Source organism: Nocardioides sp. WG-D5, from assembly GCF_054031175.1.
Map to the genome: position 1 here is coordinate 4558454 of NZ_CM132928.1, position 21534 is coordinate 4579987.

The following is a 21534-nucleotide window of genomic DNA, read 5'->3' on the forward strand; positions in this document are numbered from 1 at the left end:
ACGGAGCGGAGGAAGACGAGGGTTATAGCGAAGCGCTCGCGATCCGGAGGATCGCCTATAGCTCAGTACGCATCGCCCACAGCTCGGGGAACAGGATGATGTCGAGCTGCTTGCGCAGGTAGGAGACCCCCGAGGTCCCGCCGGTGCCGGGCTTGAAGCCGATGATCCGCTCGACGGTGGTCACGTGCCGGAACCGCCAGACCCGGAAGGCGGTCTCCAGGTCGGTGAGCTCCTCGCCGAGCTCGTAGAGGTCCCAGTGCTTCTCGGGGTCGCGGTAGACCTCGCCCCAGGCGGCCTCGACGGCGTCGGAGGCGGCGTACTCCTGCTTCCAGTCCCGGTCGAGATGGTCGGCCGGGATGTCGAAGCCGCGCCGGGCCAGCAGCCGCAGCGACTCGTCGTAGAGCGAGGGCCGACCGTACGCGGCCAGCACGTCCTGCTCGTGCGGCCGTCCCTCGTGGGCACGGAGCGTGTAGGCCGCCTTGTTGCCGAGCGCGAACTCGATGCAGCGGTACTGCCACGACTGGAACCCCGAGCCGGTGGCCAGGTAGGGGCGGAACTTGTCGTACTCGGTCGGGGTCAGCGTCGAGAGCACGTCCCAGGCGTGCACGAGCTGCTCCATGATCCGCGAGACCCGGGCCAGCCCCTTGAAGGCCGGGCGCACCGCATCCTCGGCCAGCAGCCGCTGCGCCTCGGTGAGCTCGTGCAGCGCCAGCCGCATCCACAGCTCCATCGCCTGGTGCTGCACGATGAAAAGCATCTCGTTGTGGTCGCCCGAGAGCGGGTGCTGCGCGCCGAGCACCTCCGGCAGATGGAGGTAGTCGGAGTAGTCCATCGGAAGGTCCTGCGTGCTGCTCATGTCACTGCTCCTCGGGTCCAGAAGCGCTCGTCGCGCCATTCGTCGTCGTCCATCACCGAGACCAGGTGGTCGACGGCATCCCACACGTCGACGTAGCGGGTGTAGAGCGGGGTGACGCCGAAGCGCAGGATGTCCGGCGATCCTGCCCGGAAGTCGCCGACCACTCCGCGCTCGATGAGCGCCTGCACGATCGCGTACGCCCCGTCGTCGTCGATGCTCAGCGACAGCTGGCTGCCCCGCTGTGCGTCCTCCAGCGGCGACTCGATCGTGAAACCGGGCAGCCGGGACGCGACCAGGTCGGCGAAGAGCCGGGTCAGCGCGAGCGACTTCTCCCGGAGCCCCTCGATCCCGCCGTACGCCTCGGCGGCGAGCAGCGTGTCGACGCCGCACTCCAGCGCGGAGATGCCGATGACGGCCGGGGTGCCGGACAGGTAGCGCGAGACTCCCTCGGCCGGCCGGTAGCCCGGCGACATCTCGAACGGCGCGGCGTGACCCATCCAGCCCGACAGCGGCTGCTCGAAGCGGTCGACGTGGCGCGGGTTGACCCACAGGAACGCGGGCGACCCGGGGCCGCCGTTGAGGAACTTGTAGCCGCAGCCGATCGCGAAGTCGGCGTCGGCCCCACGAAGGTCGACCGGCACCGCGCCGGCCGAGTGGCACAGGTCCCAGACCGCGAGCACGCCGTGCTCGTGGGCGGCTGCGGTCACCGAGGCCATCGAGTGCAGGTAGCCGGTGCGGTAGTTGACCTCGGTCAGCATCAGCACCGCTGTCCGGTCCAGCAGCCCCTCGATCTCGGAGGGGGAGTCGACCAGCACCAGCTCGTAGCCGCGGTCGCGGCACAGCGAGGAGGCGATGTAGAGGTCGGTCGGGAAGTTGCTGCGCTCGCTCACCACGATCCGGCGATCGGGGGAGTCGGCAGCGGCGATCGAGAGCGCCGAGGCGAGCACCTTGTAGACGTTGAGCGAGGTGGAGTCGGCGACCACGACCTCGCCCTGACCTGCGCCGATGATGCGGGCGATCTTGTCGCCGACGCGCTGGGGCAGGGTGATCCAGGACGCGGTGTTCCACGACTCGATCAGCCCCTGGCCCCACTCCTGGGTGACCACCTCGGCCACCCGGCCGGCGGTGGCGCGGGGGAGCGCCCCGAGCGAGTTGCCGTCGAGGTAGATCGTCCCCTCCGGCAGGTCGAAGAGGTCCCGGAGCGGGGCCAGCGGGTCGGCCTGGTCGAGAGCGACAGCGTCGTCGCGGTTCATTCGGCACCTTCCTGGGTGGTGATCGCCCGAAGCACGGCCCGTACGGGCGCGGCGTCGGCGGTGGTGAGCTTGAGGGGGAGTGCGATCAGCTCGTAGTCGCCCGCGGGCACCTCGTCGAGCAGCAGGTTCTCCAGGATGCGTACGTCATGACGGTGGGTGGCGAAGTGGGCCGGCAGATCCTTGGAGGAGGCCGGGTCCAGGCTGGCCGCGTCGGTGCCGACCAGCCGCACGCCGTGGGAGGCGAGCAGGTCGATCAGCGCGGGGTCCAGCGCACAGAACGACTCGTCCCAGGTCGTCGGCTGGGTCTCGTACGTCCGGAACAGCACGCGCGGCGGCAGGTCGGTGACGTCGACGTGATCGACGGTGACCAGCGGGCGCACCCCGGACACGTCGATCACCCGGCACGGGCCGAGGAACGGCTCCAGGGCCATCTCGCCGGCGGGCGTGCCGCCGTCGGTGAAGTGCAGCGGCGCGTCCGCATGCGCCCCGACGTGCGCCGACACCGAGATCTCGGCGACGTTGACCGGGCAGCCGGGGCCGATCCGGAAGGTCCAGCCGACCTCGGTCGCGTGGTCCCCGGGAAAGACCGGCGAGGATGCGTGGACCGGTGGGGAGATGTCCCAGAGCTGCGCCATGGCGCCAGGATAGGCGGCTCTCGGACGGGGTCGTTCAGGCGGTGAGGAACTCGGTGGCGACGGGGGCCAGCGCCTTGGCCTCGACCATGTGGTTCTGCCCGTCGAGGACGACGTAGCGGGCGCCCGGGACCGCCTTGGTGATGGCCTGCTGGGCGTTGGTCATGTAGGCAGGGCTCTTGCTGCCCGCCATCGACAGCACGGGCACGGACACGTTCTTGTAGTAGCCGCCCGGCAGCGGGACACCCTGCTGGAACGGCACGCACATGCCCAGGTCGTAGGCCAGCGTGTGCGCGACCGGGGTGAGCTTCTTGAAGGCCGGGGTCAGGCGCATGATCTTGACCGCGACCAGCGGCATCCCGACCGTACGCATGAAGAGCTCGACCGCGGCAGCGCGCTTGCCCTTCTCCACCAGCTTCTCGACCTGCTGCGCCAGGTCGGCGTCGTTGGGACGGTGGGTGTCGTCGAGGATGAGGGGAGCCTCGTAGGCAACGATCTTGTCGATCGGCAGCCCGGCCCGTGCGCCCTCCAGCGCGAGGAACGCCCCCGAGCTCAGGCCCAGCAGGTGCGCGTGGCCACCGGCGGCCTCGATCACCGCACCGAGGTCGGCCACCTCCTGCTCGACCGCCTCCATGGTGCCCGCGGCAGCAGGCTTCGCGATGTTGCTCTCACCCCGGCCGCGGCGGTCGTAGCGGTAGACCGTGAACCGGTCCGCGAGCGCGGCGGCCAGGTCCTTGGAGGGGCCGAAGTCGCGGTAGCACATCGCTCCGTCGACCAGGACGAGCGCCGGGCCGGTGCCGGTGACGTCGTAGGCGATCGTGGTGCCGTCGGCGGAGGTGGTGGTCTTCGTCATCGTTCTGCTCACTTCTGTCGCGGTGGTCGTCGAGATACTTACGCGTCGGACGAGGCCTCGGCTCTTCGACACGCGGCCGCACGTTTCTCGAGGAGCTCGCGTTCCCCGGTGTTGCCGGTCAGCGAGGCCGCCTCGTCGAACGCCGCCGCGGCCTCGAGATGACGCCCGGCGCGGTGCAGCAGGTCCCCACGTACGCCGGCGGGAAGATGGGACCCCGGAAGAGCTCCGTCGGGGAGTGCCGCCAGGATCGCCAGCCCGGCGTCGGGACCGAAGGCGCGCCCGTGCGCGACGGCCCGGTTGACCTCGATGACGGCCCCCGGGGCACCGGAGGCGAGGAGATCGTAGAGCCGGGCGATCTCGGCCCAGTCGGTGTCCTCGGCTCGCCGGGCGCGCCCGTGGCACGCGGCGATCATCGCCTGCACGAGGTAGCTCCCGCCGGGAGTGCCGGAGGAGGCCAGTGCCGTGGCGCGTTCGACCGCCGCCAGGCCGCGGCGCAGCAGCAGCTGGTCCCAGCGGGTCCGGTCCTGGTCCTCCAGCAGCACCGGATGACCTTCCGCATCGGCCCGGGCCGCGAGCCGCGATCCCTGGATCTCCAGCAGCCCCTGCAGCGCCTGCGCCTCGGGGTCGCCCGGGGCGAGCGCGGCCAGCATCCGGGCCAGCCGCATGCCCTCGAGGCACAGCTCGGGGCGGGTCCACGAGGGCCCCGACGTCGCCGCGTAGCCCTCGTTGAAGACGAGATAGATCGTCTGCATCACCTCGCGCATCCGAGCCGCTCGCTCCTCGCCGGTGGGAAGCTCGAACGACGCCCCGACCTCGGTCAGGGTGCGCTTCGCCCGCGAGATCCGCTGCCCGACGGCCGACTCCTTGGCGAAGTAGGCCCGTGCGATCTCGGCGGTCGTCAGGCCGCCCACGAGTCGCAGGGTCAGCACCGTGCGCGAGTCGGGCGCCAGCACCGGGTGGCAGGAGAGGAACATCAGCCGCAGCACATCGTCCTCGATGTGGTCGACCGCGGCAGCCAGGTCAGGCATCTCACCCTCCTCCAGTTCGTGTCCGAGCAGCGCGACCTTGCGGCGCAGCACCTCGTCGCGGCGGAACCCGTCGATCGCGCGCCGCTTCGCGATCGACATCAACCAGGCGCCGGGGTTGCGAGGGATGCCCTCGTGCGGCCACTGCTCCAGCGCCGCGACGAGGGCATCCTGGGCGAGGTCCTCGGCCAGGTCGAGGTCGTGCGTCATCCGCGCCAGACCGGCGAGGAGACGTACGGACTCGTTGCGCCAGACCGCGACGATCGCGTCTTCGGTGGTCGCGGTCATTCAGCAGGCGTCGGCGGACCGAACAGCGGCCGCATCTCCACGGCCACGTCCTGTCCTGGCCAGAGCTCCTCGTGGAGCTGGATCATTCGGCGCCCGAGCTCGATCGCCTCGTCCTGCGAGCGGACCTCGAAGAGCGAGAACCCGCCCGCGACCTCCTTCGCCTCCGCGAACGGCCCGTCGACGTGGGTCACCTCGCCGGCGGTCAGCCGGATCTCCACCGCGGGACCGAGCCCGTCGGCGTCGAGCAGGATGCCGTCGGCGTACTGCTGCTTGATCTCGGCCTCCACCGCCTCGATCAGCGCGGCCGGGGGCGGTCCCGCGTTCGGGTCCATCTTCACGAACATCATGTAGCGCATCTGCTTCTCCTTGCGGGTCGGCGACGCGTCCGTTGCGCGTCGTCGCCTACGCGTCGAGCAGAGCCTGCCCCTTTCGACACGCCCGCACCAGAGATTTCGGTACGTGTCGCCTCAGGACGCCTTGGACTTCTTCGTCTTCTTCTCCTCGGCCTCCTCGGGGACCTCCTCGCCGCGCGACTTCTTGGCCGCGGCGACCGAGCGCTGCAGGGCGGCGAGCAGGTCGACGACCTCGCCGGAGGTCTTGGTGGAGGTGGGCGTGCGCTCGACCTCGCCACCCTCGATCTTGGCCTTGACCATCTCCTCGACGGCGCTGGCGTAGTCGTCGGAGAACTCCTCGGGATGGAAGTCGCCCGCGAGCGTCTCGACGAGCATGTTGGCCATCTTGATCTCGGAGTCCTTGACCTCGCCGGCCTCGACCTTGAAGTCGGGCACCCGGATCTCGTCGGGCCACATCATGGTCTGCAGGACGATCACGTCGCCGTTGTCGGTCGGCCGCACCCGCAGCGCCGCGACCGTGGTGCGCTGGCGCAGGGCGACGGTCACCAGGGCGACCCGGTCGGCCTCGAGGAGCGCCTGACGCAGCAGCGCGTAGGGCTTGATCCCGGTGTTCTCCGGCTCCAGGTAGTAGCTCTTCTCGAAGAGCATCGGGTCGATCTGGTCGCTCGGCACGAACTTCTCCACCGCGATCTCGCGCGAGGACGTCGTCGGCAGGTTGGCGAAGTCGTCGTCGGTGAGCACGACCATCTCGCCGTCCTCGGTCTCATAGCCCTTGGCGATCTCGGAGTAGGGCACCTCCTCGCCGTCGATGGAGCAGATCCGCTGATAGCGGATCCGGCCGCCGTCGGCCTTGTGCACCTGACGGAACGAGACGTCGTGGGACTCCGTCGCCGAATAGAGCTTCACAGGCACGCTGACCAGCCCGAACGAGACAGCGCCCTTCCAGATCGCACGCATGCGGACCCCTCGTCAGTCGGTAGGAATTCACCAAGTATCTGTCGTATTTGCCAATACCGGTACCCCATTCACCCACGTCAGAGCCGTCCCGCGCGTTCGGGAGATGAAGCAAGATGGGTCCATGCACTCGATGCTGCGTCCGATGCTGGCCACGCCCGGCACCCACGTTCCTCCGGGGGAGGAGTGGGTCCACGAGGTCAAGTGGGACGGCATCCGGCTCATCGGAGAGTCCGAGCAGGGACGTACGAAGACCCGGCTCGTCACGCGCAACGGCAACGACGCCACACCGGCGTGGCCCGAGATCGCGACGGGGCCGGAGCGGGACGTCGTCGTCGACGGTGAGGTGATCGCGCTCAACGACGCCGGGCTGCCCGACTTCCGGGTGCTGATGGACCGGATGCACAACCGCGACGTCCGCCGGGCGGCGCGGTTCGCGGAGCTGATCCCGGCGACGTACATGGTCTTCGACCTTCTGCGTCTCGACGGGCGGCTGCTCATCGAGGAGCCCTGGACGGAGCGCCGCAAGGTGCTCGAGGCGGTCCACGCCGAGGGCGACCTGGGCTCGTGGCAGGTGCCGGCGACGTACGACGACGGCCGGATGCTCCACGAGGTGACGAAGGCGCAGGGGCTGGAGGGGGTCGTGTCCAAGCGGCGCGGTAGCCGCTACCGTCCGGGCGAGCGGAGCAGGGACTGGGTGAAGCTGCCCCACCGCTACCGGGCCTCGCTAGTGGTCGGCGGCTGGCGACCGGAGGTCGGCACCGAGGGCGGCGCCGAGCGTCTCGGCGCCCTGCTCGTCGGGCAGCCGACACCGGACGGGCTGATCTACCGCGGGCGGGTCGGCAGCGGCATCACCGGCAAGCGGGCACAGCGGCTCGGAGAGCTGCTCCGCGAGACCGCGAGAAGCCCGTTCGCCGGGCCTGACGTCGACCCCGACGGAGGCGTGCCGGCCCTGGACGCGAAGGGCACGCACTGGGTCGAGCCGCTCCTCGTCGTCGAGGTGGAGACCCATGGCAGCCCTGTCGCCGCGCCGAGCTACAAGGGCCGGCTGCGGCAGCCGAGCTTCATCGGGATCAGGGACGACGTCTCACCGGAGGATCTGTGATGGTCGATCGAGAAGAGGTACGCGTCGAGGTCGACGGACGCGTCCTGACCCTGACCAGCCTGAGCAAGGTGCTCTATCCACGCACCGGCATGACGAAGGGGGAGGTGCTCAACTACTACGCCCAGATCGCGCCGGTGCTTCTGCCGCAGCTCCAGGACCGTGCCGTGACCAGGATCCGCTGGCCGCACGGCATCGGGGACATGTCGTTCTTCGAGAAGAACGCCCCGGCCGGCACGCCGCGCTGGGTCCGCACGGTGACCGTCCCGACCACCGGCTCGCGCACGGCCGACCACAAGGAAGGCACCCTCACCTTCCCCATCCTCGACAGCCTGGCGGCGCTCACCTGGGCCGCCAACCTCTCCGCTCTGGAACTGCACGTCCACCAGTGGACCGTCGGTGCCGACGGCACGCCGGCCGGCGCGAACCGGATCGTGATCGACCTCGATCCCGGCGAGCCGGCCGGGCTCCAGGAGTGCTGCCAGGTCGCGCTCCTGGTGCGCGAGGCGCTGGGCGAGCGCGGACTCACCGCAGCGCCGGTGCTCAGCGGCAGCAAGGGCCTGCACCTGTATGCCGCCCTGCCCGAGCCCGTCGAGCCGGATCTCGCCACGGCGCTGGCCAAGGAGATCGCCGAGGACCTGCAGAAGGCCAACCCGAGCAAGGTGACCGCGACGATGACCAAGAGCCGCAGGTCAGGCAAGGTTTTCCTGGACTGGTCACAGAACTCGGGGTCGAAGACGACCATCTGTCCCTACTCGCTCCGCGGCAAGGAGATCCCGAAGGTCGCGGCCCCGATCAGCTGGGACGAGGTCGAGGACGGAGCCGAGGATCCGCTCGCGATCGACCAGCTCGGACCTAACGATGTGGTCACACGGGTGTCAGAATCGGGGGATCTCTTCACAAGGGCTACAGGCCTCTAACTATTGTTCTCCCCATGTCTAACTCCGTGCTCGTCGTAGAAGACCAAGAGGACATCGCCGCCCCGCTGGTGCGCACGCTCCAGCGAGAGGGTTACGACGTCACCTGGGTCGACTCCGGCAAGAAGGCGCTGGAGCTGCTCGCGCCCCCTTACGAGGCCGAGCTCGTGCTGCTCGACCTGGGTCTTCCCGACATGGACGGACTCGAGGTCTGCAAGGCCGCGCGTGACAACGGCTACGAGGGCGGGATCATGATCCTCACCGCCCGCGACGCCGAGATCGACCTGGTGGTCGGGCTCGACGCCGGTGCCGACGACTACCTGGCCAAGCCGTTCGCGCTGGCCGTCCTCCAGGCCCGGGTCCGCGCGCTCCTGCGCCGCTCGGGTCCGGTCGAGCCCGGCGCCGACGACGACGCCCTGCGCATCGACGTCGCCGCCCACCGGGTCTACGCCGGCGAGCGCGAGGTGACGCTGACCGGCAAGGAGTTCGCGCTCCTGGCCGTGCTGGCCGCCTCCCGCGACAAGGTGGTCTCCCGCGACCGGCTGATGGCCGAGGTCTGGGACGAGAACTGGTACGGCTCGACCAAGACCCTCGACGTCACCGTCGGACGCCTGCGCCAGAAGCTCGAGGCGGCCGGTGTGCAGGAGAAGGTCGTCGCGGTCCGCGGAGTCGGGTTCCGGCTGGAAGCCGGAGAGTAGTCACAGCCGACTCGAAGTCGGAGCAACCGCAAGTCCAACACGGCGTCAGACCATTGTTCAGTGCGTGAGATGACTCACAAACGACGGCAAAAACACGCGTAACCACGCGGAATGTGCTCGGAAACCGGGCATTCGGGATTGGATCCGGTCCAAATCGCATGTCACCTTGGTTGAGCCGTGCAGAACGCACGACCGGCCCCGGTACACGCCGAATCCTGTCCCTCCGGAAGCCGGCCCCTACTACTGAACCCCCTTTACCCTCACACTCAGCAGTACGTATGGGACAGGAGCGGGGGACCCAAGTTCCACGCGACTAACTCGGACGGTCGCTTGGGGTGAAGCCATCCAAGGATGGCCGGGCAACCTTCTGGCCCGAACCCGACAGCTCACCTCGCAGGCGTGGGAAGGAACTCACGCATGTCCAAGTCCGTATCCCGTCCTGCCCATCGAGGCAACGCGCGCCCGTTCCGGTCGCCGAACGTCTCGCTCGTGCGGGCCATCACAGGATCTCTCAGCGGCCACGGCAAGCTCGCCGGCCGCATCACCCTCGCCAGCGGTATCGCCGCCGGTGCTCTGGTGGCGGTTCCCGCCGCCAACGCCGCGCCGGTCTCCCATGAGGTGACCACCGTCGAGTCGGCCCCCGTGGTGGAGGCTCCGACCCTGGAGGCCTCGGCCACCCCCGCGGCGATGCTCACCGACATCCAGCAGCTCGAGAGGGCTGTCGAGGTGCAGCAGCGCAAGGCCGAGGCAGCCCGCAAGGCGGCCGAGGCGAAGCGCAAGGCAGCGATCGCGGCCAAGAGGGCCGCGGAGGCGAAGAAGAAGGCCGAGGCGGAGGCCAAGGCCTTCGCCGCGAGCCAGCAGGGCAAGATCGAGCGGGCGATCAGCGTCGCCTCGGAGCAGATCGGCGACCCGTACGTCTGGGGTGCCACCGGTCCGAGCGCGTTCGACTGCTCCGGCCTGACGCAGTACGCCTTCAGCGCCGCCGGCATCGAGCTTCCCCGGGTCTCGCGGGACCAGGCTGCTGCGCTGCCGACGATCCCGAACGACCAGATCCAGCGCGGTGACCTGATGTTCTGGGGCAGCCCCGTCTACCACGTCGGCATCTTCCTGCGCTGGGAGAACGGCGAGGCGATCATGCTGCACGCCCCCAAGCCGGGTGCGGCTGTTCGTGAAGAGGCTGCCTGGAGCGGCTGGTTCGCCGGCTCGACCCACCAGGTCTGAAGTTTCTCGGGGCCCGTTCGATCGGGCTGACCCCCACATATCCCCCTGGCGCTCGCCCTCCGGTTCCCCTTGCCGGAGGGCGAGCGCATATGTGGGCCGGCGAATCGGGTGCTGCACCACGCGTCAAGTAACCTGTAAGACGTGGCAGGCCCCGAATTCGACACCGAGATCAAGCAGCTCCAGGCAACGATGCAGACCATCGGCCAGGTGCTGGACCTGGACGCGATGCGCAAGGAGATCGCCGACCTCGGCGAGCAGGTCGCCGCGCCCGATCTCTGGGACGATCAGGACAACGCCACCCGGGTCACCGGACGGCTCTCCCTGCTGCAGGGTGAGCTCAACAAGTTCACCGAGCTGAGCAGCCGCATCGAGGACCTCGAGCTGATGGTCGAGATGGCCCAGGAGGAGGGCGACGCCGACACGCTCGCCGAGTCCGAGGCCGAGCTGGGCCGGGTCAAGAAGGCCGTCGAGAGCCTGGAGATCCGCACCCTGCTCTCGGGGGAGTACGACTCCCGCGAGGCCCTGGTGACGATCCGCTCCGGCGCCGGTGGCGTCGACGCTGCCGACTTCGCCGAGATGCTGATGCGGATGTACGTCCGCTGGGCCGAGCGCAACAAGTACCCCGTCGAGGTCTTCGACACCTCCTACGCCGAAGAGGCTGGGCTCAAGTCCGCCACCTTCGCGATCCACGCGCCCTACGCCTACGGCACCCTGTCCGTCGAGGCCGGCACCCACCGCCTGGTGCGGATCAGCCCCTTCGACAACCAGGGCCGCCGCCAGACCTCCTTCGCCGCGGTCGAGGTCGTGCCGGTGCTCGAGCAGACCGACGAGATCGAGATCGACGAGAACGACATCAAGGTCGACGTCTACCGCTCCTCGGGCCCCGGTGGCCAGTCGGTCAACACCACCGACTCGGCGGTCCGGCTGACCCACATCCCCACCGGCACCGTGGTCTCCTGCCAGAACGAGAAGTCGCAGCTGCAGAACAAGGCCGCCGCGATGATCGTTCTCAAGGCCAAGCTGCTCGCGCTGAAGAAGGCCGAGGAGGAGGCGCAGCTCAAGGAGCTGAAGGGCGACGTCGCCGCGTCCTGGGGCGACCAGATGCGCAACTACGTCCTCAACCCCTACCAGATCGTCAAGGATCTGCGTACGACCTACGAGGTCGGCAACCCGCAGGCCGTCTTCGACGGGGACATCGACGGGTTCCTCGAGGCCGGCATCCGCTGGCGCCGAGGTGCCGAGAAGGCCGAACAGAACTGAGCTGATGGTTGCGCAAACGCGCACCAGGCTTCCACTCCCGGGCCGCGGCGCGGCGTACGTCTATGACGTCTACGGGCCCGAGGACGGGGTGCCGATGGTGCTCTTGCACGAGCTCGGAGGCAGTGCGAAGCGGTGGCAGGAGGTCGTGCCGCCGTTCGCGGCCGAGCACCGGGTCCACGCCTTCGACATGCGTGGGCACGGCGACTCGGACTGGGCCTCCGACTACTCCCACCGACTGATCGCCGACGACGTCATCGTCGCGATGGACTCGCTCGGGATCTCCGGTGCCGTGGTCGTCGGGCACTCGACCGGCGGCAACGTCGCCCTCCTGGTCGCCATGCACCGGCCCGACCTCGTCTCCCGGCTGGTCCTCGAGGACGTGGTGCCGCCCGCGCCGCGCCGGCGGAGGCTGCCCGGTCGTGCCACCAGGCCGATGCCGCACGACTGGGAGTGCATCGCGTCCCTGCTGGTCGAGGCGACGACGTACGACGCGTGGATGTGGGAGCAGCTCGAGCTGCTGCCCATGCCGACCCTGATCGTGGCCGGCGGCGGCAACAGCCACATCCCGCGGGCCGACCTCGAGAAGGCCGCCCTCCGCATCCCGGAGGCGGACCTGGTCCACTTCGACGTCGGCCACTTCGTGCACCGTAACCAGCCGTACGAGTTCGCCGACACCGTCCTCGCGTGGCTCGCGTCGCTGCGCTGAATGCGACGCGTCCCGCGTCGCGGGTGGGATCCCCATCCCTAAGGACCCCACCCGCTCTCGCCAGCCGGCTCTGCTCTGACTCAGTGCCTGCGGCGGCGCGCGCCGCCCGGTGAGGTGCCTACCCGGCCCGAGCGACTAAGTCGATTAAAGCACTAGACTTTGCTTCGGCGCAAATGACGCGCCGATAGAGGGCGGGGCGGGTGTGGGGCCGGCCGTCAGGCGGCGGCCGCGGTGGCGGTCACCAGGCACCAGCGGGACGCGCGCTTCTGCAGCGCCGCGGTCGACTCGCCGGCCTTGCCGGTGAGCTCGCAGGAGAGCCAGGCGTCACCGAAGAGCCCGCGGTAGACGACCTTCGGCTGCTTCTTCGCGTCGGTGCAGGTGAGGGCGACCGACGGCTTGCCGTACGCCGGGGTCGACGCGGCCTTGCAGCCCTTGGGCACGCTCTTGGTCATCTGGGTGGCCCAGTCCAGCGTGACCGGCGGGGCGAAGACCCACGCGCGCGCCGAGGTGGCCGCGTCCTCCGGGCCGGTCCAGATGCAGCCGTACTCCTGGGCGACGTCGTTGACCTCGCCCGAGATCGCGGTCTGGTCGCCGTCGCCGTAGGCCTTCTTCTCGGTGGCGGCGCCGCCGAGGGCCTCGGTCGCGTCCTCGGTCGGGACGCGGTCGCAGAACGCGCCGCGGCGTACGTGCATCGTGGTGGTGTCCGCGGTGCTCAGGTCGCCCTTGACCTCGGGTGCTTCCGGCTCGTCGTCTTTCAGGGTGAGCACGCCGACCCCGACCGCGATCGCGGTGAGGACTACGGCACCGATGAGGATCCGGACTGCAGAGCGCACGCCGTCAGAGTACAGGGGCAGGTATGTCAGAGCCGAAGTGCTGAGCCCACCACCATTGCACTACCCTCGGTGCGGTGATCCGCTTCGAGAAGGTCAGCAAGGCCTATCCAGGGCAGGCCCGACCCGCCCTCAACAGCCTTTCGATCGACATCCAGAAGGGGGAGTTCGTCTTCCTTGTGGGCCAGTCGGGCTCGGGGAAGTCGACGGCTCTCAAGCTCATGCTGCGCGAGCAGCGGCCGACCACCGGCCGGGTCTATGTCGCCGGCAAGGAGATCAACCGGCTCGCCGGCTGGAAGGTGCCGCGGCTGCGTCGCCAGGTCGGCACGATCTTCCAGGACTTCCGCCTCCTCGCCAACAAGAACGTCGCCGAGAACGTCGCCTTCGCGATGCAGGTGACCGGCCACTCCAACCGCGAGATCCGCGAGCGCGTCCCGGAGACGCTCGAGCTGGTCGGTCTCGACGGCAAGGGCGACCGGATGCCCGACGAGCTCTCCGGTGGTGAGCAGCAGCGCGTGGCCGTCGCCCGGGCGTTCATCAACCGGCCGATGATCCTGATCGCCGACGAGCCGACCGGAAACCTCGACCCCGGCAACACCGTCGGCATCATGCGCCTGCTCGACCGGATCAACCGGTCGGGCACCACCATCGTGATGGCGACCCACGACGTCCAGATGGTCGACCAGATGCGCAAGCGCGTCATCGAGCTCGAGCACGGCCACCTCGTACGCGACCAGGTCCAGGGCGGCTACGGGGCTCAGTTCTGAGGCTTCAGTCCTCGGCCGGCCCCGCTCACCCTGACCAGGCTCTCGACTAGAGAAAGTTTCCTCTACCCGCCATGCAGCTGCGTTATGTATTCACCGAGCTCCGCCAGGGGCTACGCCGCAACCTGTCCATGCACGTCGCGGTGGCCCTGACCCTGCTCGTCTCGCTCACCCTGGCCGGCGTCGGCCTGCTGCTGCGTGAGCAGGCCCAGCTGACCGAGGAGGTCTGGGGCGACGAGCTGCAGATCACCTTCTACATGTGCAACGGCGCCAACGACCGCAACCCGCAGTGCGCGGGCGCCGTCGACGACAGCCAGAAGAAGGTCATCACCGACGCCCTGGACGACAACAAGTACGTCGACAAGGTCGAGGAGGAGAGCCAGGAGCAGGCCTACGAGCGGCTCCAGGCTCTCGACGTCGAAGGCGTCAGCGGTCCCGACCCGGTGGTCAGGGCCGACGACATGTGGGAGTCCTACTGGGTCACGATGACCGACCCGCACCACTCCGCCGAGATCATCGAGGCCGTCGCCGGCCTGGACGGCATCGACCACGTCGGTGACGTCCATGAGGTCACCGGGCCGATCCTCGCCGCCGTCGACGGGCTGCAGAGCGCGGCGCTGGTCGGCGCGATCGTGCTGGTCGTCGCGGCGCTGCTGCTGGTCGCCAACACCATCCGGCTGGCGGCCTTCGCCCGGCGTCGCGAGATCGGGATCATGCGGCTGGTCGGTGCCTCGACCCTCTACATCGCGCTCCCGTTCCTCCTCGAGTCGCTCGTGGTGGCCCTGGTCGGCATCGCGCTGTCCGGCATCGCGCTGGCCTCGGTGATGTACTTCGGCGTCGAGCAGCGGCTCTCGTCCACCGCGGTGACGCAGTGGGTCGGCTGGGAGGAGTTCTTCAGCTCCTTCGCCATCGTCGCGGTCCTCGGCATCCTGCTCACGCTGGTCCCGACACTCCTGCTCACCCGCAAATACATCAAGGTCTGATCCGGATCCCCTACGGTCTAGCCGTGCACGTCTTCCCCCGTGCCGGCAGGCTCGCCGCTGCGCTCAGCTGCGTCGTGGTCGCTGCCGTGCTGCTCTCGCCGACCCTGCCCTCCTCCGCCGACGAGAGGGACCGGCTCGAGCAGGAGCAGCGGGAGATCCAGCGCGACCAGAAGGCCGCGGCCGAGGATCTGGAGCACTCCAGTGCCGGGCTGCGGGAGGCATCGGCGACGTACGCCGCGGCGCGGGAGAAGCTCGACCGCGCCCAGACCCGGCTGAACGAGCTCAACGCCCGGCTCGTCGAGGTGCAGGCCGCCCACACCCAGGTGAAGGCCGAGCTCGCCGAGCAGAAGGTGCTCCTCGCGAAGGCGAAGAAGGAGCTCGCCGAGGGCCAGGCCGAGGTGAAGGCGCAGCGCGAGCAGATGCGCGACGAGATCCTGTCCCGGTTCACCGGGGGAGACCCGCGACTGGCTCAGGCGGCGGCCCTGCTCTCCGGCGGCTCGCTCGAGGACCTGATGCGCCAGCAGACGTACGTCGACGCGGCCGCCGCGGGCCAGGACGCCACGCTCCAGCGGATGGAGGCGACCGAGACGATGCTGGTCGTCCGCGAGGCCGAGGTGCAGGAGGCGACCGACGCGATCGCCGCCAAGGAGAAGAAGGCCCGCAAGCTGGTCGCCGAGGTCGACTCACTCCGGGACCAGGCCGCCGCGGCCCACGACGAAATGTCGACCCTGGCCGAGCGGGCAGCCACCGCCAAGCGGTCGGCCGAGGCGGCCCGGGCGGCGGACGCCGCCGAGCTGCGGAAGCTGGAGGCGGAGGAGTCGGCGCTGCGTACGAAGATCCGGTCGCTGGCGTCGGCCGGCTCCGGCACCGACCGCAACGTCGGCTCCGTCGGCGGGCTCTTCGGGATGCCGGTGACCGACACCTACATCACCTCGCCCTACGGCATCCGCAAGCACCCGATCTACGGCTACGTCGCGCTGCACAACGGCACCGACTACCACGCTCCCTGCGGCCGCCCGCTGCTCGCCATCGAGTCCGGGCAGATCATCTCGACCTCCTACTCGAGCGTGTGGGGCAACCGCCTGTACCTCTACCTGGGCAAGGTCAACGGGCACTCCTACACCGCCGTCTACAACCACATCTCGAGCTACGCGAAACGCTCGGGGAGCGTCGGGCGCGGTGAGACCGTGGCCTACGCAGGGACCACGGGTTGGTCCACGGGCTGCCACCTGCACTTCACCGTTCTGCGCGACGGCACTCCGGTCGACCCGGTGCCGCTGATCGGCGGCTGAGGCCTAAACGTTTCGCGGTCATGACCTCCTGCCTGAGAGAATGGAGGAATGGCGAAGGAGCAGGGGCGCAAGATGATCGCGCAGAACAAGAAGGCGCGACACGACTACCACATCGAGGACACCTACGAGGCCGGCATGGTCCTGCAGGGCACCGAGGTGAAGTCGCTGCGTGAGGGTCGCGCGTCCCTGGTCGACGGCTTCGTCGACATCGACCGCGGCGAGGCCTGGATCCACGGGATCCACATCCCCGAATACCTCAACGGCACCTGGACCAACCACGCCGCCCGCCGCAAGCGCAAGCTCCTCCTGCACCGTGCCGAGATCGACAAGATCGAGCGCAAGGTCGCCGAGAAGGGCCTCACCGTCGTCCCCCTCGCCCTCTACTTCCTCAACGGCCGCGCCAAGGTCGAGATCGGCGTCGCCAAGGGCAAGAAGTCGTGGGACAAGCGCAACACCATCGCGGAGCGTACGGCCAAGCGGGAGGCCGAGGTCGAGGTCGGCCGCAAGCTCAAGGGGATGAAGGGATAACCGAGTGGGGAATGTCTGCAGGGGACTGTAGTGTTGTCCTGTTGCCAGCATCGCTGGCATTGAAAACTCAAAAGGGGCTGATCGGTTTCGACTTGGGACGTTGCTCCCAGGGGAAGCGGGTCGAGGAGCCAGCGTCATCTCGTAAACGATCGCTGGAAACCAATAACTGCCAACGCTAAGCGCAGTTCCTTCGCTCTCGCCGCCTGACGCGGTGATCGAAGCGTCTGACCGAGTATCCGTCTCCGGCTCGGATCCAGGCGTCATCTAGGAGACTCCACCTCATGCACATGCCGACGGGGCATGAGGGACAACTAGTCGGCTGAGCCTGTCGGGGACGTGTCTGCGTCGAGCCCCGGGGATGAGAGAACGCCACCCACAGACTGCACCCGGAGAAGACCTGGCACGGCGCTCGAGGACCGGGGTTCGATTCCCCGCAGCTCCACGAACCTGTGGCCGACGTGTGCCCGCGCTTCGCGCGGGCCACGTCGGTTCGTCATTTTCAGGCGACGCTTCGCGTCGCGGCGGGGATATCCCCGCACCCCTTAGCTCCGCGTGGCTGATGTCGTCGCTCGCGCGGAGGCGGGGGCTTCGCCACCCGCACCCCCGTTCATGTGGCGCGTGGCTGATCGCGTCGCGGCGGGCCTTGCCGTCGACCCCTTAGTTCGGCGTGGCTGATGTTTCGGTGGGCGGAAGACTTCCGGTTGTTCACCTCCCTGGCGGGACGACTTCTGTTGCGTGCGCGATAGGGTTGTGAGGCGTACGTCACATGGAGGTAAGGATGTTCGAGGAAGGACAGCTCTACTCGCCCGTCACCGTGGGCGAGGACGGGCAGGTCGAGGTGCATCTGGGGGACAACCACCCCGGGTTCGCAGACCAGGACTACCGGGCTCGACGCAGCGAGATCGCTGGCGCCGCGCTCGGTTGGAAGCCGGGGCGGCCAGTGCCGCGGATCGACTACACCGAGACGGAGAACGAGATCTGGCGCACGGTGTGCCGTGAGATCGCGCCGCTGCACGCCAAATATGCCTGCCGCAACTACCTCGCGGCGGTCGAGGCCCTCAACCTCCCGCAGGATCGGGTGCCACAGCTCGACGAGGTGAGCGCGGGGCTGAAGCCGCTGACCGGGTTCGAGTACGTCCCGGCCGCGGGGATCGTCCCGCTGGAGGAGTTCTACGGGAGCCTGGCGGACGGGCAGTTCCACTCGACGCAGTACCTGCGCCATCACGCGGTGCCGCTCTACACGCCCGAGCCCGACATCATCCACGAGGTGATCGGCCACGGGAACCTCCTCGCCGACCCGCAGGTCGCCGAGGTGAAGCGCCTCGCCGGCGCGGCCGCGCGGCGCGTGGAGACCCGGGAGGCGCTCCAGGTCGTCGCCGACGTCTTCTGGTTCACCATCGAGTTCGGCGTGCTCCACGAGGAGGGTGAGATCAAGGCGTACGGTGCCGGCCTGCTCTCCTCCTACGGCGAGATCGAGGAGATGCGGGAGGTGGAGGTGCGTCCGATCGACTTCGCCCAGATGGCGACGATCGACTACGACATCACCCACTATCAGCCGGTGCTCTTCGCGGCGGAGTCCTTCAGCCACATGGTCGACGAGGTCGGCAACTTCTTCGCGACCTGCGACGACGACACGCCACAGCGTCTCGGCGCCGTCTAGACCGATCCGATCACGTCCGAGGGGTTAGCCTCGGACGATGATCGACGGCTACCGCAACCGCGCGCTGGAGGTGGCGCTCGCCGCCGCCGACGTCGACGCGGTCGGTGCCGCGCTGCGTACGGGGCAGGTTGTCGTTCCCCAGCTCGACGAGGCCCGGATCAGGGTCTTTCCCGGGGATCGCGGCAACCGGCCACCGTACGAGGCGATGATCTTCTCCTCCCAGGAGGCGCTGGAGACGTTCCTCGCCGAGGACACGCGCCGGCGCGCGCAGCTGCGCAACGCCGACGGCCTGCGTGACTTCCTGACCGCCAACATCGAGGAGATCGCGTACGTCACCTTCGACCCCGCCGGACCGAACCGGTTCCGCCTGGGCATCAAGGAGGCGCTCAAGACGCTCGGCCCCAAGCCGCACGTCGACCTGCGGCTGCCGAAGGCGCAGGAGTGGTACGTCGTCGACATGTCCGACGAGGACATCCGCGACTACCAGCTCGCCGACCTGGCCGACAAGGTCCTCCCGAAGGTGCAGCGGTCCAGGATCGAGCAGCCCGAATGGGCCCGATGGATGGCCGCGGCCAAGGACGCGGCCGCCAAGCAGGGCGCCGCGTTCCTGGCCTTCTGGCTGCAGCGCGTCGGACGGCGCCCGGCCGGGCTGGCGGTCGCGCTCAACCGGCCCGCTCCGTTCGGGATGGTGCGGCATCCGCTGCAGGCCGAGACCACGACGGTGGGGGAGCGGTGGGTGGCCTCGCCCGACCGGCTCTACGAGTCACGGCTGATCTACTCCTTCCCCCACCCCGACCTCGCCGACCTGGTCCTGCCGACGGTCGACCTCGTGGTGGCGACGCTGTCGTGGGGAGATGAGTCGTGAGCTGCGTCTTCTGCGATGTCGTCGCGGGCGACCTGGAGGCCGAGATCGTCTTCGAGGACGACGGCTTCCTGGCCTTTCTCGACCACCGGCCGGTGCAGAAGGGCCACATCCTGATGGTGCCCAGGCAGCACCTGGCGACGCTCCTCGACCTCCCGCCCGACCTGCACGCAGGCTTCGTCGCGAACGCCCAGCGCCTGGCCGCCGCGGTCGTCGAGGGCCTCGGCGCCCAGGGCAGCTTCGTCGCGGTCAACAACGTCGTCAGCCAGTCCGTGCCGCACCTGCATCTCCACGTCGTCCCGCGCACCCGCGGCGACGGGCTCAAGGGCTTCTTCTGGCCGCGCCACAAGTACGCCGCCGGCGAGCAGAAGGAGTACGCCGACCGGCTCCGCGCCGTGCTGGGCTGACGGACCACCACGGTCGGGTAACAACGCCCCAGCCTTGTGTCGGCACGGCTAGCGTCCGGTGTTGCCTGCAGAAGAGGAGACAACGTCGTGTCGCTCACCACTCCGCCGCGTCCGGTGGCTCTCGCGGATGAGATTCCTGAACTTGCTCGTCTCGCCCGGGTCGGCACCAGGTTGCACCCCCGGCCGGGAAGCCCGACGGTGCTGGAGAGCTCCGTCGGCGGACCGTTGTTGTGGCCTGAGGACGAGCCATGGCCGTTCTGTCCTGGCGACCATGCGTTCGAAGAGGATGGCTCGGAGCCGCTGCCTTTGATCCCCGGAATCCAGCTCTATCTTCGCGATGCTCCTGCGCTGCCGCATCCTGCTGGAGCCGACCTTCTCCAGCTGATGTGGTGCCCGACGTTGAGCATCGACTCCGACGATCACACCGCCGACGGGCATCTCCAAGCTTTCTGGCGGGCGTCCACCGAGATCACGACAGTGCTGGGCGATCCACCTCGGGCGCCGAGAGAGCGCATCTGGGCGGATATCGTTCCGGCGCCATGTGTGGTGCATCCCGAGCACATCACCGAGTACCCCACGGCCGACTGGCTGCCGGAGGAGCTCGCGGGCGCTGCAGAGCGGTGGGAAGCGATCTTCGGTGAAGACTGGAGATATACCTACAACTCCCTCGCGGTCGCGCAAGGCATCAAGGTCGGTGGGTGGGCCGGTGCGGCCTCATTCTGGGGTCCCGCTGGGCCGGAGTACTTCCGTTGTGAATGCGGTGCGGCGCTCGATGCGCTGGTCCAGCTCGATAATGAATGGGACGGGTCCAATATCTGGAGACCGATCGAGGACGCTGAGAGCACAACGTATGAGCTACGGCGACGTACCCAACTCGCTGCTGACCTGCAGATAGGTCGTGGGTACGCGCTCCAGACCTACTACTGCACTGCCGACTGGACCCATCCGATCGCGCGCTACATGCAATGACCTCGGGCAGCCGGTGAAGACAAGTCTGGCGTAGCCGACGAGCGCGGATCCCGCGAAGGAATGCAGTTGGCTGAGTTCACCGAGGCGTACGGCTTCGGCCATCGAGGCGTCGGGGCGAGGTCGGCGGAGACCGATTCACTCGAGATCAGTCGTCATCCACTGATCCCGGGAGTGCGCCATGTCGCTGTCGTCCGTCGCGTCCAAGACCTTCACCTCAACGCTGGCCGGCGTGGCGCTGGCCGCAGGCACGATGCTCGTTCCGGTGGCGGTCAACGCCGTCGAGGCCCACCGGGCCGAGGACATCACCGTCACCGCCCACCGCGGCGCGAGCGCGTACGCCCCCGAGAACACCCTCGCCGCCTTCGCCGTCGGCATCGAGCAGGACGCCGACTGGATCGAGTCGGACGTGCAGGCCACCAAGGACGGCGAGCTCGTGCTGATGCACGACACCACCTTGTCGCGCACCACCGACGTCGAGCAGCGCTTCCCCGGCCGCTCGCCGTGGAACGTCAAGGACTTCACCCTCGCCGAGATCAAGACCCTCGACGCCGGCTCCTGGTTCGGCGAGAGGTACGCCGGTGAGCCGGTGCCCACGCTGAAGGAGATGGTCGAGCAGGTGCGGCCGACGCGGTCCGGGATCCTGATGGAGCTCAAGTCGCCCGGGCTCTACCCGGGTATCGAGAAGAAGGTCGCTGCCGAGTTCGACTCGTTCCCGGGCTATGTCGAATCAGCCGTCGCGGCCGGACGGCTCGCCGTGCAGAGCTTCGACTTCGGCTCCATGAAGACCTACAAGAGCATCCAGCCCGAGGTGCCGGTCGGTCTGCTCGGCACCCCGGCCTACGCCGACCTGGACAGCTACACCTGGGCCGACCAGATCAACCCGCACCACGGCTCCTTCGACGCCGGCTACGTCGCCCGGGTCCACCGGCTCGGGATGGACATCCACTCCTGGACGGTGAACGACGCCGCCACGATGAGCTCGGTCCTCGACCGTGGGGTGGACGGCATCATCACCAACAACCCCGACGTCCTCCAGGACGTGATCGCGGAGCGGCGTACGCCTGAGCTGGGCGGTCGAGACGCCGCCTGAGCCGCCGACAGATCGTCACGCGGCGTTCACC

The 21534-nt window shown here is 68.9% G+C and carries 23 protein-coding genes, 1 other RNA gene and 1 riboswitch; of the genes, 16 read left to right on the plus strand and 8 right to left on the minus strand.

The features are described 5' to 3' along the window. Positions 1-55: 55 nt before the first annotated feature. From kynA to ku, 7 genes are all read right to left on the minus strand, one after another. Entirely contained in the window at positions 56-856 is an 801-nt protein-coding gene (gene kynA, locus ACWZJV_RS22060) for a tryptophan 2,3-dioxygenase (protein WP_008358719.1), read from the minus strand. Continuing rightward, on the minus strand, positions 853-2109 hold the full coding sequence (gene kynU, locus ACWZJV_RS22065; RefSeq protein WP_457178697.1) for a kynureninase: 1257 nt from the start codon (positions 2107-2109) through the stop codon (positions 853-855). The genes kynA and kynU overlap by 4 nt, the downstream gene beginning before the upstream one ends. Beyond that, positions 2106-2744, minus strand: coding sequence for an arylformamidase (kynB, locus tag ACWZJV_RS22070; protein ID WP_457178699.1), 639 nt, complete (start codon positions 2742-2744; stop codon positions 2106-2108). The genes kynU and kynB overlap by 4 nt, the downstream gene beginning before the upstream one ends. Positions 2745-2778: 34 nt before the next feature. Then, complete coding sequence (locus ACWZJV_RS22075; RefSeq protein WP_457178701.1) at positions 2779-3594, minus strand: alpha/beta fold hydrolase; 816 nt, start codon at positions 3592-3594, stop codon at positions 2779-2781. Positions 3595-3632: 38 nt separating this feature from the next. Continuing rightward, entirely contained in the window at positions 3633-4907 is a 1275-nt protein-coding gene (locus tag ACWZJV_RS22080) for an RNA polymerase sigma factor (RefSeq protein WP_457178703.1), read from the minus strand. Then, on the minus strand, positions 4904-5263 hold the full coding sequence (locus ACWZJV_RS22085; RefSeq protein WP_457178705.1) for a YciI family protein: 360 nt from the start codon (positions 5261-5263) through the stop codon (positions 4904-4906). The genes ACWZJV_RS22080 and ACWZJV_RS22085 overlap by 4 nt, the downstream gene beginning before the upstream one ends. A gap of 111 nt (positions 5264-5374) precedes the next feature. Next, positions 5375-6217 (minus strand): non-homologous end joining protein Ku, encoded by an 843-nt coding sequence (ku, locus tag ACWZJV_RS22090; RefSeq protein WP_328531957.1) that lies wholly within the window; start codon positions 6215-6217, stop codon positions 5375-5377. Between the two features lie 121 nt (positions 6218-6338). Between ku and ACWZJV_RS22095 the strand changes: the two genes are divergently transcribed. From ACWZJV_RS22095 to ACWZJV_RS22120, 6 genes are all read left to right on the plus strand, one after another. Continuing rightward, a complete protein-coding gene (locus tag ACWZJV_RS22095; protein WP_457178707.1) occupies positions 6339-7319 on the plus strand; it encodes an ATP-dependent DNA ligase in 981 nt (326 codons plus the stop codon). Continuing rightward, a complete protein-coding gene (gene ligD, locus ACWZJV_RS22100) occupies positions 7319-8236 on the plus strand; it encodes a non-homologous end-joining DNA ligase (RefSeq protein WP_457178709.1) in 918 nt (305 codons plus the stop codon). Before ACWZJV_RS22095 ends, ligD begins: the two co-directional genes overlap by 1 nt. Before the next feature lie 14 nt (positions 8237-8250). After that, positions 8251-8931 carry a response regulator transcription factor gene (locus ACWZJV_RS22105; protein ID WP_040755281.1) on the plus strand — a complete coding sequence of 227 codons (681 nt, stop codon included), beginning with the start codon at positions 8251-8253 and terminating at the stop codon, positions 8929-8931. A 253-nt stretch (positions 8932-9184) separates the two neighbouring features. Then, positions 9185-9346: riboswitch (cyclic di-AMP (ydaO/yuaA leader) on the plus strand. 2 nt (positions 9347-9348) lie between these two features. Next, positions 9349-10152, plus strand: a complete 804-nt coding sequence (locus tag ACWZJV_RS22110; protein WP_196875023.1) for a C40 family peptidase — start codon at positions 9349-9351, stop codon at positions 10150-10152. A gap of 141 nt (positions 10153-10293) precedes the next feature. Further along, complete coding sequence (gene prfB / locus ACWZJV_RS22115; protein WP_008358700.1) at positions 10294-11412, plus strand: peptide chain release factor 2; 1119 nt, start codon at positions 10294-10296, stop codon at positions 11410-11412. A 4-nt stretch (positions 11413-11416) separates the two neighbouring features. Beyond that, entirely contained in the window at positions 11417-12118 is a 702-nt protein-coding gene (locus tag ACWZJV_RS22120; protein WP_457178712.1) for an alpha/beta fold hydrolase, read from the plus strand. A gap of 215 nt (positions 12119-12333) precedes the next feature. Here ACWZJV_RS22120 and ACWZJV_RS22125 read toward each other — a convergent pair whose 3' ends face one another. After that, entirely contained in the window at positions 12334-12951 is a 618-nt protein-coding gene (locus tag ACWZJV_RS22125; protein ID WP_196875021.1) for a hypothetical protein, read from the minus strand. A 74-nt stretch (positions 12952-13025) separates the two neighbouring features. Between ACWZJV_RS22125 and ftsE the strand changes: the two genes are divergently transcribed. The 10 genes from ftsE (at position 13026) to ACWZJV_RS22175 (ending at position 21503) form a co-directional block, all read left to right on the plus strand. After that, positions 13026-13715, plus strand: a complete 690-nt coding sequence (gene ftsE, locus ACWZJV_RS22130) for a cell division ATP-binding protein FtsE (protein ID WP_008358693.1) — start codon at positions 13026-13028, stop codon at positions 13713-13715. 71 nt (positions 13716-13786) lie between these two features. Next, positions 13787-14695 (plus strand): permease-like cell division protein FtsX, encoded by a 909-nt coding sequence (gene ftsX, locus ACWZJV_RS22135; protein ID WP_008358691.1) that lies wholly within the window; start codon positions 13787-13789, stop codon positions 14693-14695. 23 nt (positions 14696-14718) lie between these two features. Further along, positions 14719-15987: a peptidoglycan DD-metalloendopeptidase family protein gene (locus ACWZJV_RS22140; protein WP_457178714.1), complete on the plus strand. Its 1269-nt coding sequence runs from the start codon at positions 14719-14721 to the stop codon at positions 15985-15987. A gap of 48 nt (positions 15988-16035) precedes the next feature. Continuing rightward, positions 16036-16515, plus strand: a complete 480-nt coding sequence (gene smpB, locus ACWZJV_RS22145; RefSeq protein WP_008358688.1) for an SsrA-binding protein SmpB — start codon at positions 16036-16038, stop codon at positions 16513-16515. Positions 16516-16588: 73 nt separating this feature from the next. Next, positions 16589-16960, plus strand: a transfer-messenger RNA (tmRNA) gene (gene ssrA, locus ACWZJV_RS22150). Between the two features lie 333 nt (positions 16961-17293). Further along, positions 17294-18175 (plus strand): phenylalanine 4-monooxygenase, encoded by an 882-nt coding sequence (locus ACWZJV_RS22155; RefSeq protein ID WP_457178716.1) that lies wholly within the window; start codon positions 17294-17296, stop codon positions 18173-18175. 37 nt (positions 18176-18212) lie between these two features. Beyond that, the gene (locus tag ACWZJV_RS22160; protein ID WP_457178718.1) at positions 18213-19040 is read left to right on the plus strand and encodes a hypothetical protein; all 828 of its coding nucleotides are present in this window, start codon (positions 18213-18215) and stop codon (positions 19038-19040) included. Next, entirely contained in the window at positions 19037-19444 is a 408-nt protein-coding gene (locus tag ACWZJV_RS22165) for an HIT family protein (protein ID WP_457178720.1), read from the plus strand. The genes ACWZJV_RS22160 and ACWZJV_RS22165 overlap by 4 nt, the downstream gene beginning before the upstream one ends. 87 nt (positions 19445-19531) lie before the next feature. Further along, the gene (locus tag ACWZJV_RS22170) at positions 19532-20413 is read left to right on the plus strand and encodes a hypothetical protein (RefSeq protein WP_457178722.1); all 882 of its coding nucleotides are present in this window, start codon (positions 19532-19534) and stop codon (positions 20411-20413) included. Positions 20414-20591: 178 nt separating this feature from the next. Then, positions 20592-21503: a glycerophosphodiester phosphodiesterase gene (locus tag ACWZJV_RS22175; protein WP_008358678.1), complete on the plus strand. Its 912-nt coding sequence runs from the start codon at positions 20592-20594 to the stop codon at positions 21501-21503. Positions 21504-21534: the final 31 nt, after the last annotated feature.

Excerpts from the sequence above, each read along its gene's own strand:
- kynA (WP_008358719.1), bottom strand. The coding sequence starts at position 856 with ATGAGCAGCACGCAGGACCTTCCGATGGACTACTCCGACTACCTCCAT.
- kynU (WP_457178697.1), bottom strand. The coding sequence starts at position 2,109 with ATGAACCGCGACGACGCTGTCGCTCTCGACCAGGCCGACCCGCTGGCC.
- kynB (WP_457178699.1), bottom strand. The coding sequence starts at position 2,744 with ATGGCGCAGCTCTGGGACATCTCCCCACCGGTCCACGCATCCTCGCCG.
- ACWZJV_RS22075 (WP_457178701.1), bottom strand. The coding sequence starts at position 3,594 with ATGACGAAGACCACCACCTCCGCCGACGGCACCACGATCGCCTACGAC.
- ACWZJV_RS22080 (WP_457178703.1), bottom strand. The coding sequence starts at position 4,907 with ATGACCGCGACCACCGAAGACGCGATCGTCGCGGTCTGGCGCAACGAG.
- ACWZJV_RS22085 (WP_457178705.1), bottom strand. The coding sequence starts at position 5,263 with ATGCGCTACATGATGTTCGTGAAGATGGACCCGAACGCGGGACCGCCC.
- ku (WP_328531957.1), bottom strand. The coding sequence starts at position 6,217 with ATGCGTGCGATCTGGAAGGGCGCTGTCTCGTTCGGGCTGGTCAGCGTG.
- ACWZJV_RS22095 (WP_457178707.1), top strand. The coding sequence starts at position 6,339 with ATGCACTCGATGCTGCGTCCGATGCTGGCCACGCCCGGCACCCACGTT.
- ligD (WP_457178709.1), top strand. The coding sequence starts at position 7,319 with ATGGTCGATCGAGAAGAGGTACGCGTCGAGGTCGACGGACGCGTCCTG.
- ACWZJV_RS22105 (WP_040755281.1), top strand. The coding sequence starts at position 8,251 with ATGTCTAACTCCGTGCTCGTCGTAGAAGACCAAGAGGACATCGCCGCC.
- ACWZJV_RS22110 (WP_196875023.1), top strand. The coding sequence starts at position 9,349 with ATGTCCAAGTCCGTATCCCGTCCTGCCCATCGAGGCAACGCGCGCCCG.
- ACWZJV_RS22120 (WP_457178712.1), top strand. The coding sequence starts at position 11,417 with ATGGTTGCGCAAACGCGCACCAGGCTTCCACTCCCGGGCCGCGGCGCG.
- ftsX (WP_008358691.1), top strand. The coding sequence starts at position 13,787 with ATGCAGCTGCGTTATGTATTCACCGAGCTCCGCCAGGGGCTACGCCGC.
- smpB (WP_008358688.1), top strand. The coding sequence starts at position 16,036 with ATGGCGAAGGAGCAGGGGCGCAAGATGATCGCGCAGAACAAGAAGGCG.
- ACWZJV_RS22155 (WP_457178716.1), top strand. The coding sequence starts at position 17,294 with ATGTTCGAGGAAGGACAGCTCTACTCGCCCGTCACCGTGGGCGAGGAC.
- ACWZJV_RS22160 (WP_457178718.1), top strand. The coding sequence starts at position 18,213 with ATGATCGACGGCTACCGCAACCGCGCGCTGGAGGTGGCGCTCGCCGCC.
- ACWZJV_RS22175 (WP_008358678.1), top strand. The coding sequence starts at position 20,592 with ATGTCGCTGTCGTCCGTCGCGTCCAAGACCTTCACCTCAACGCTGGCC.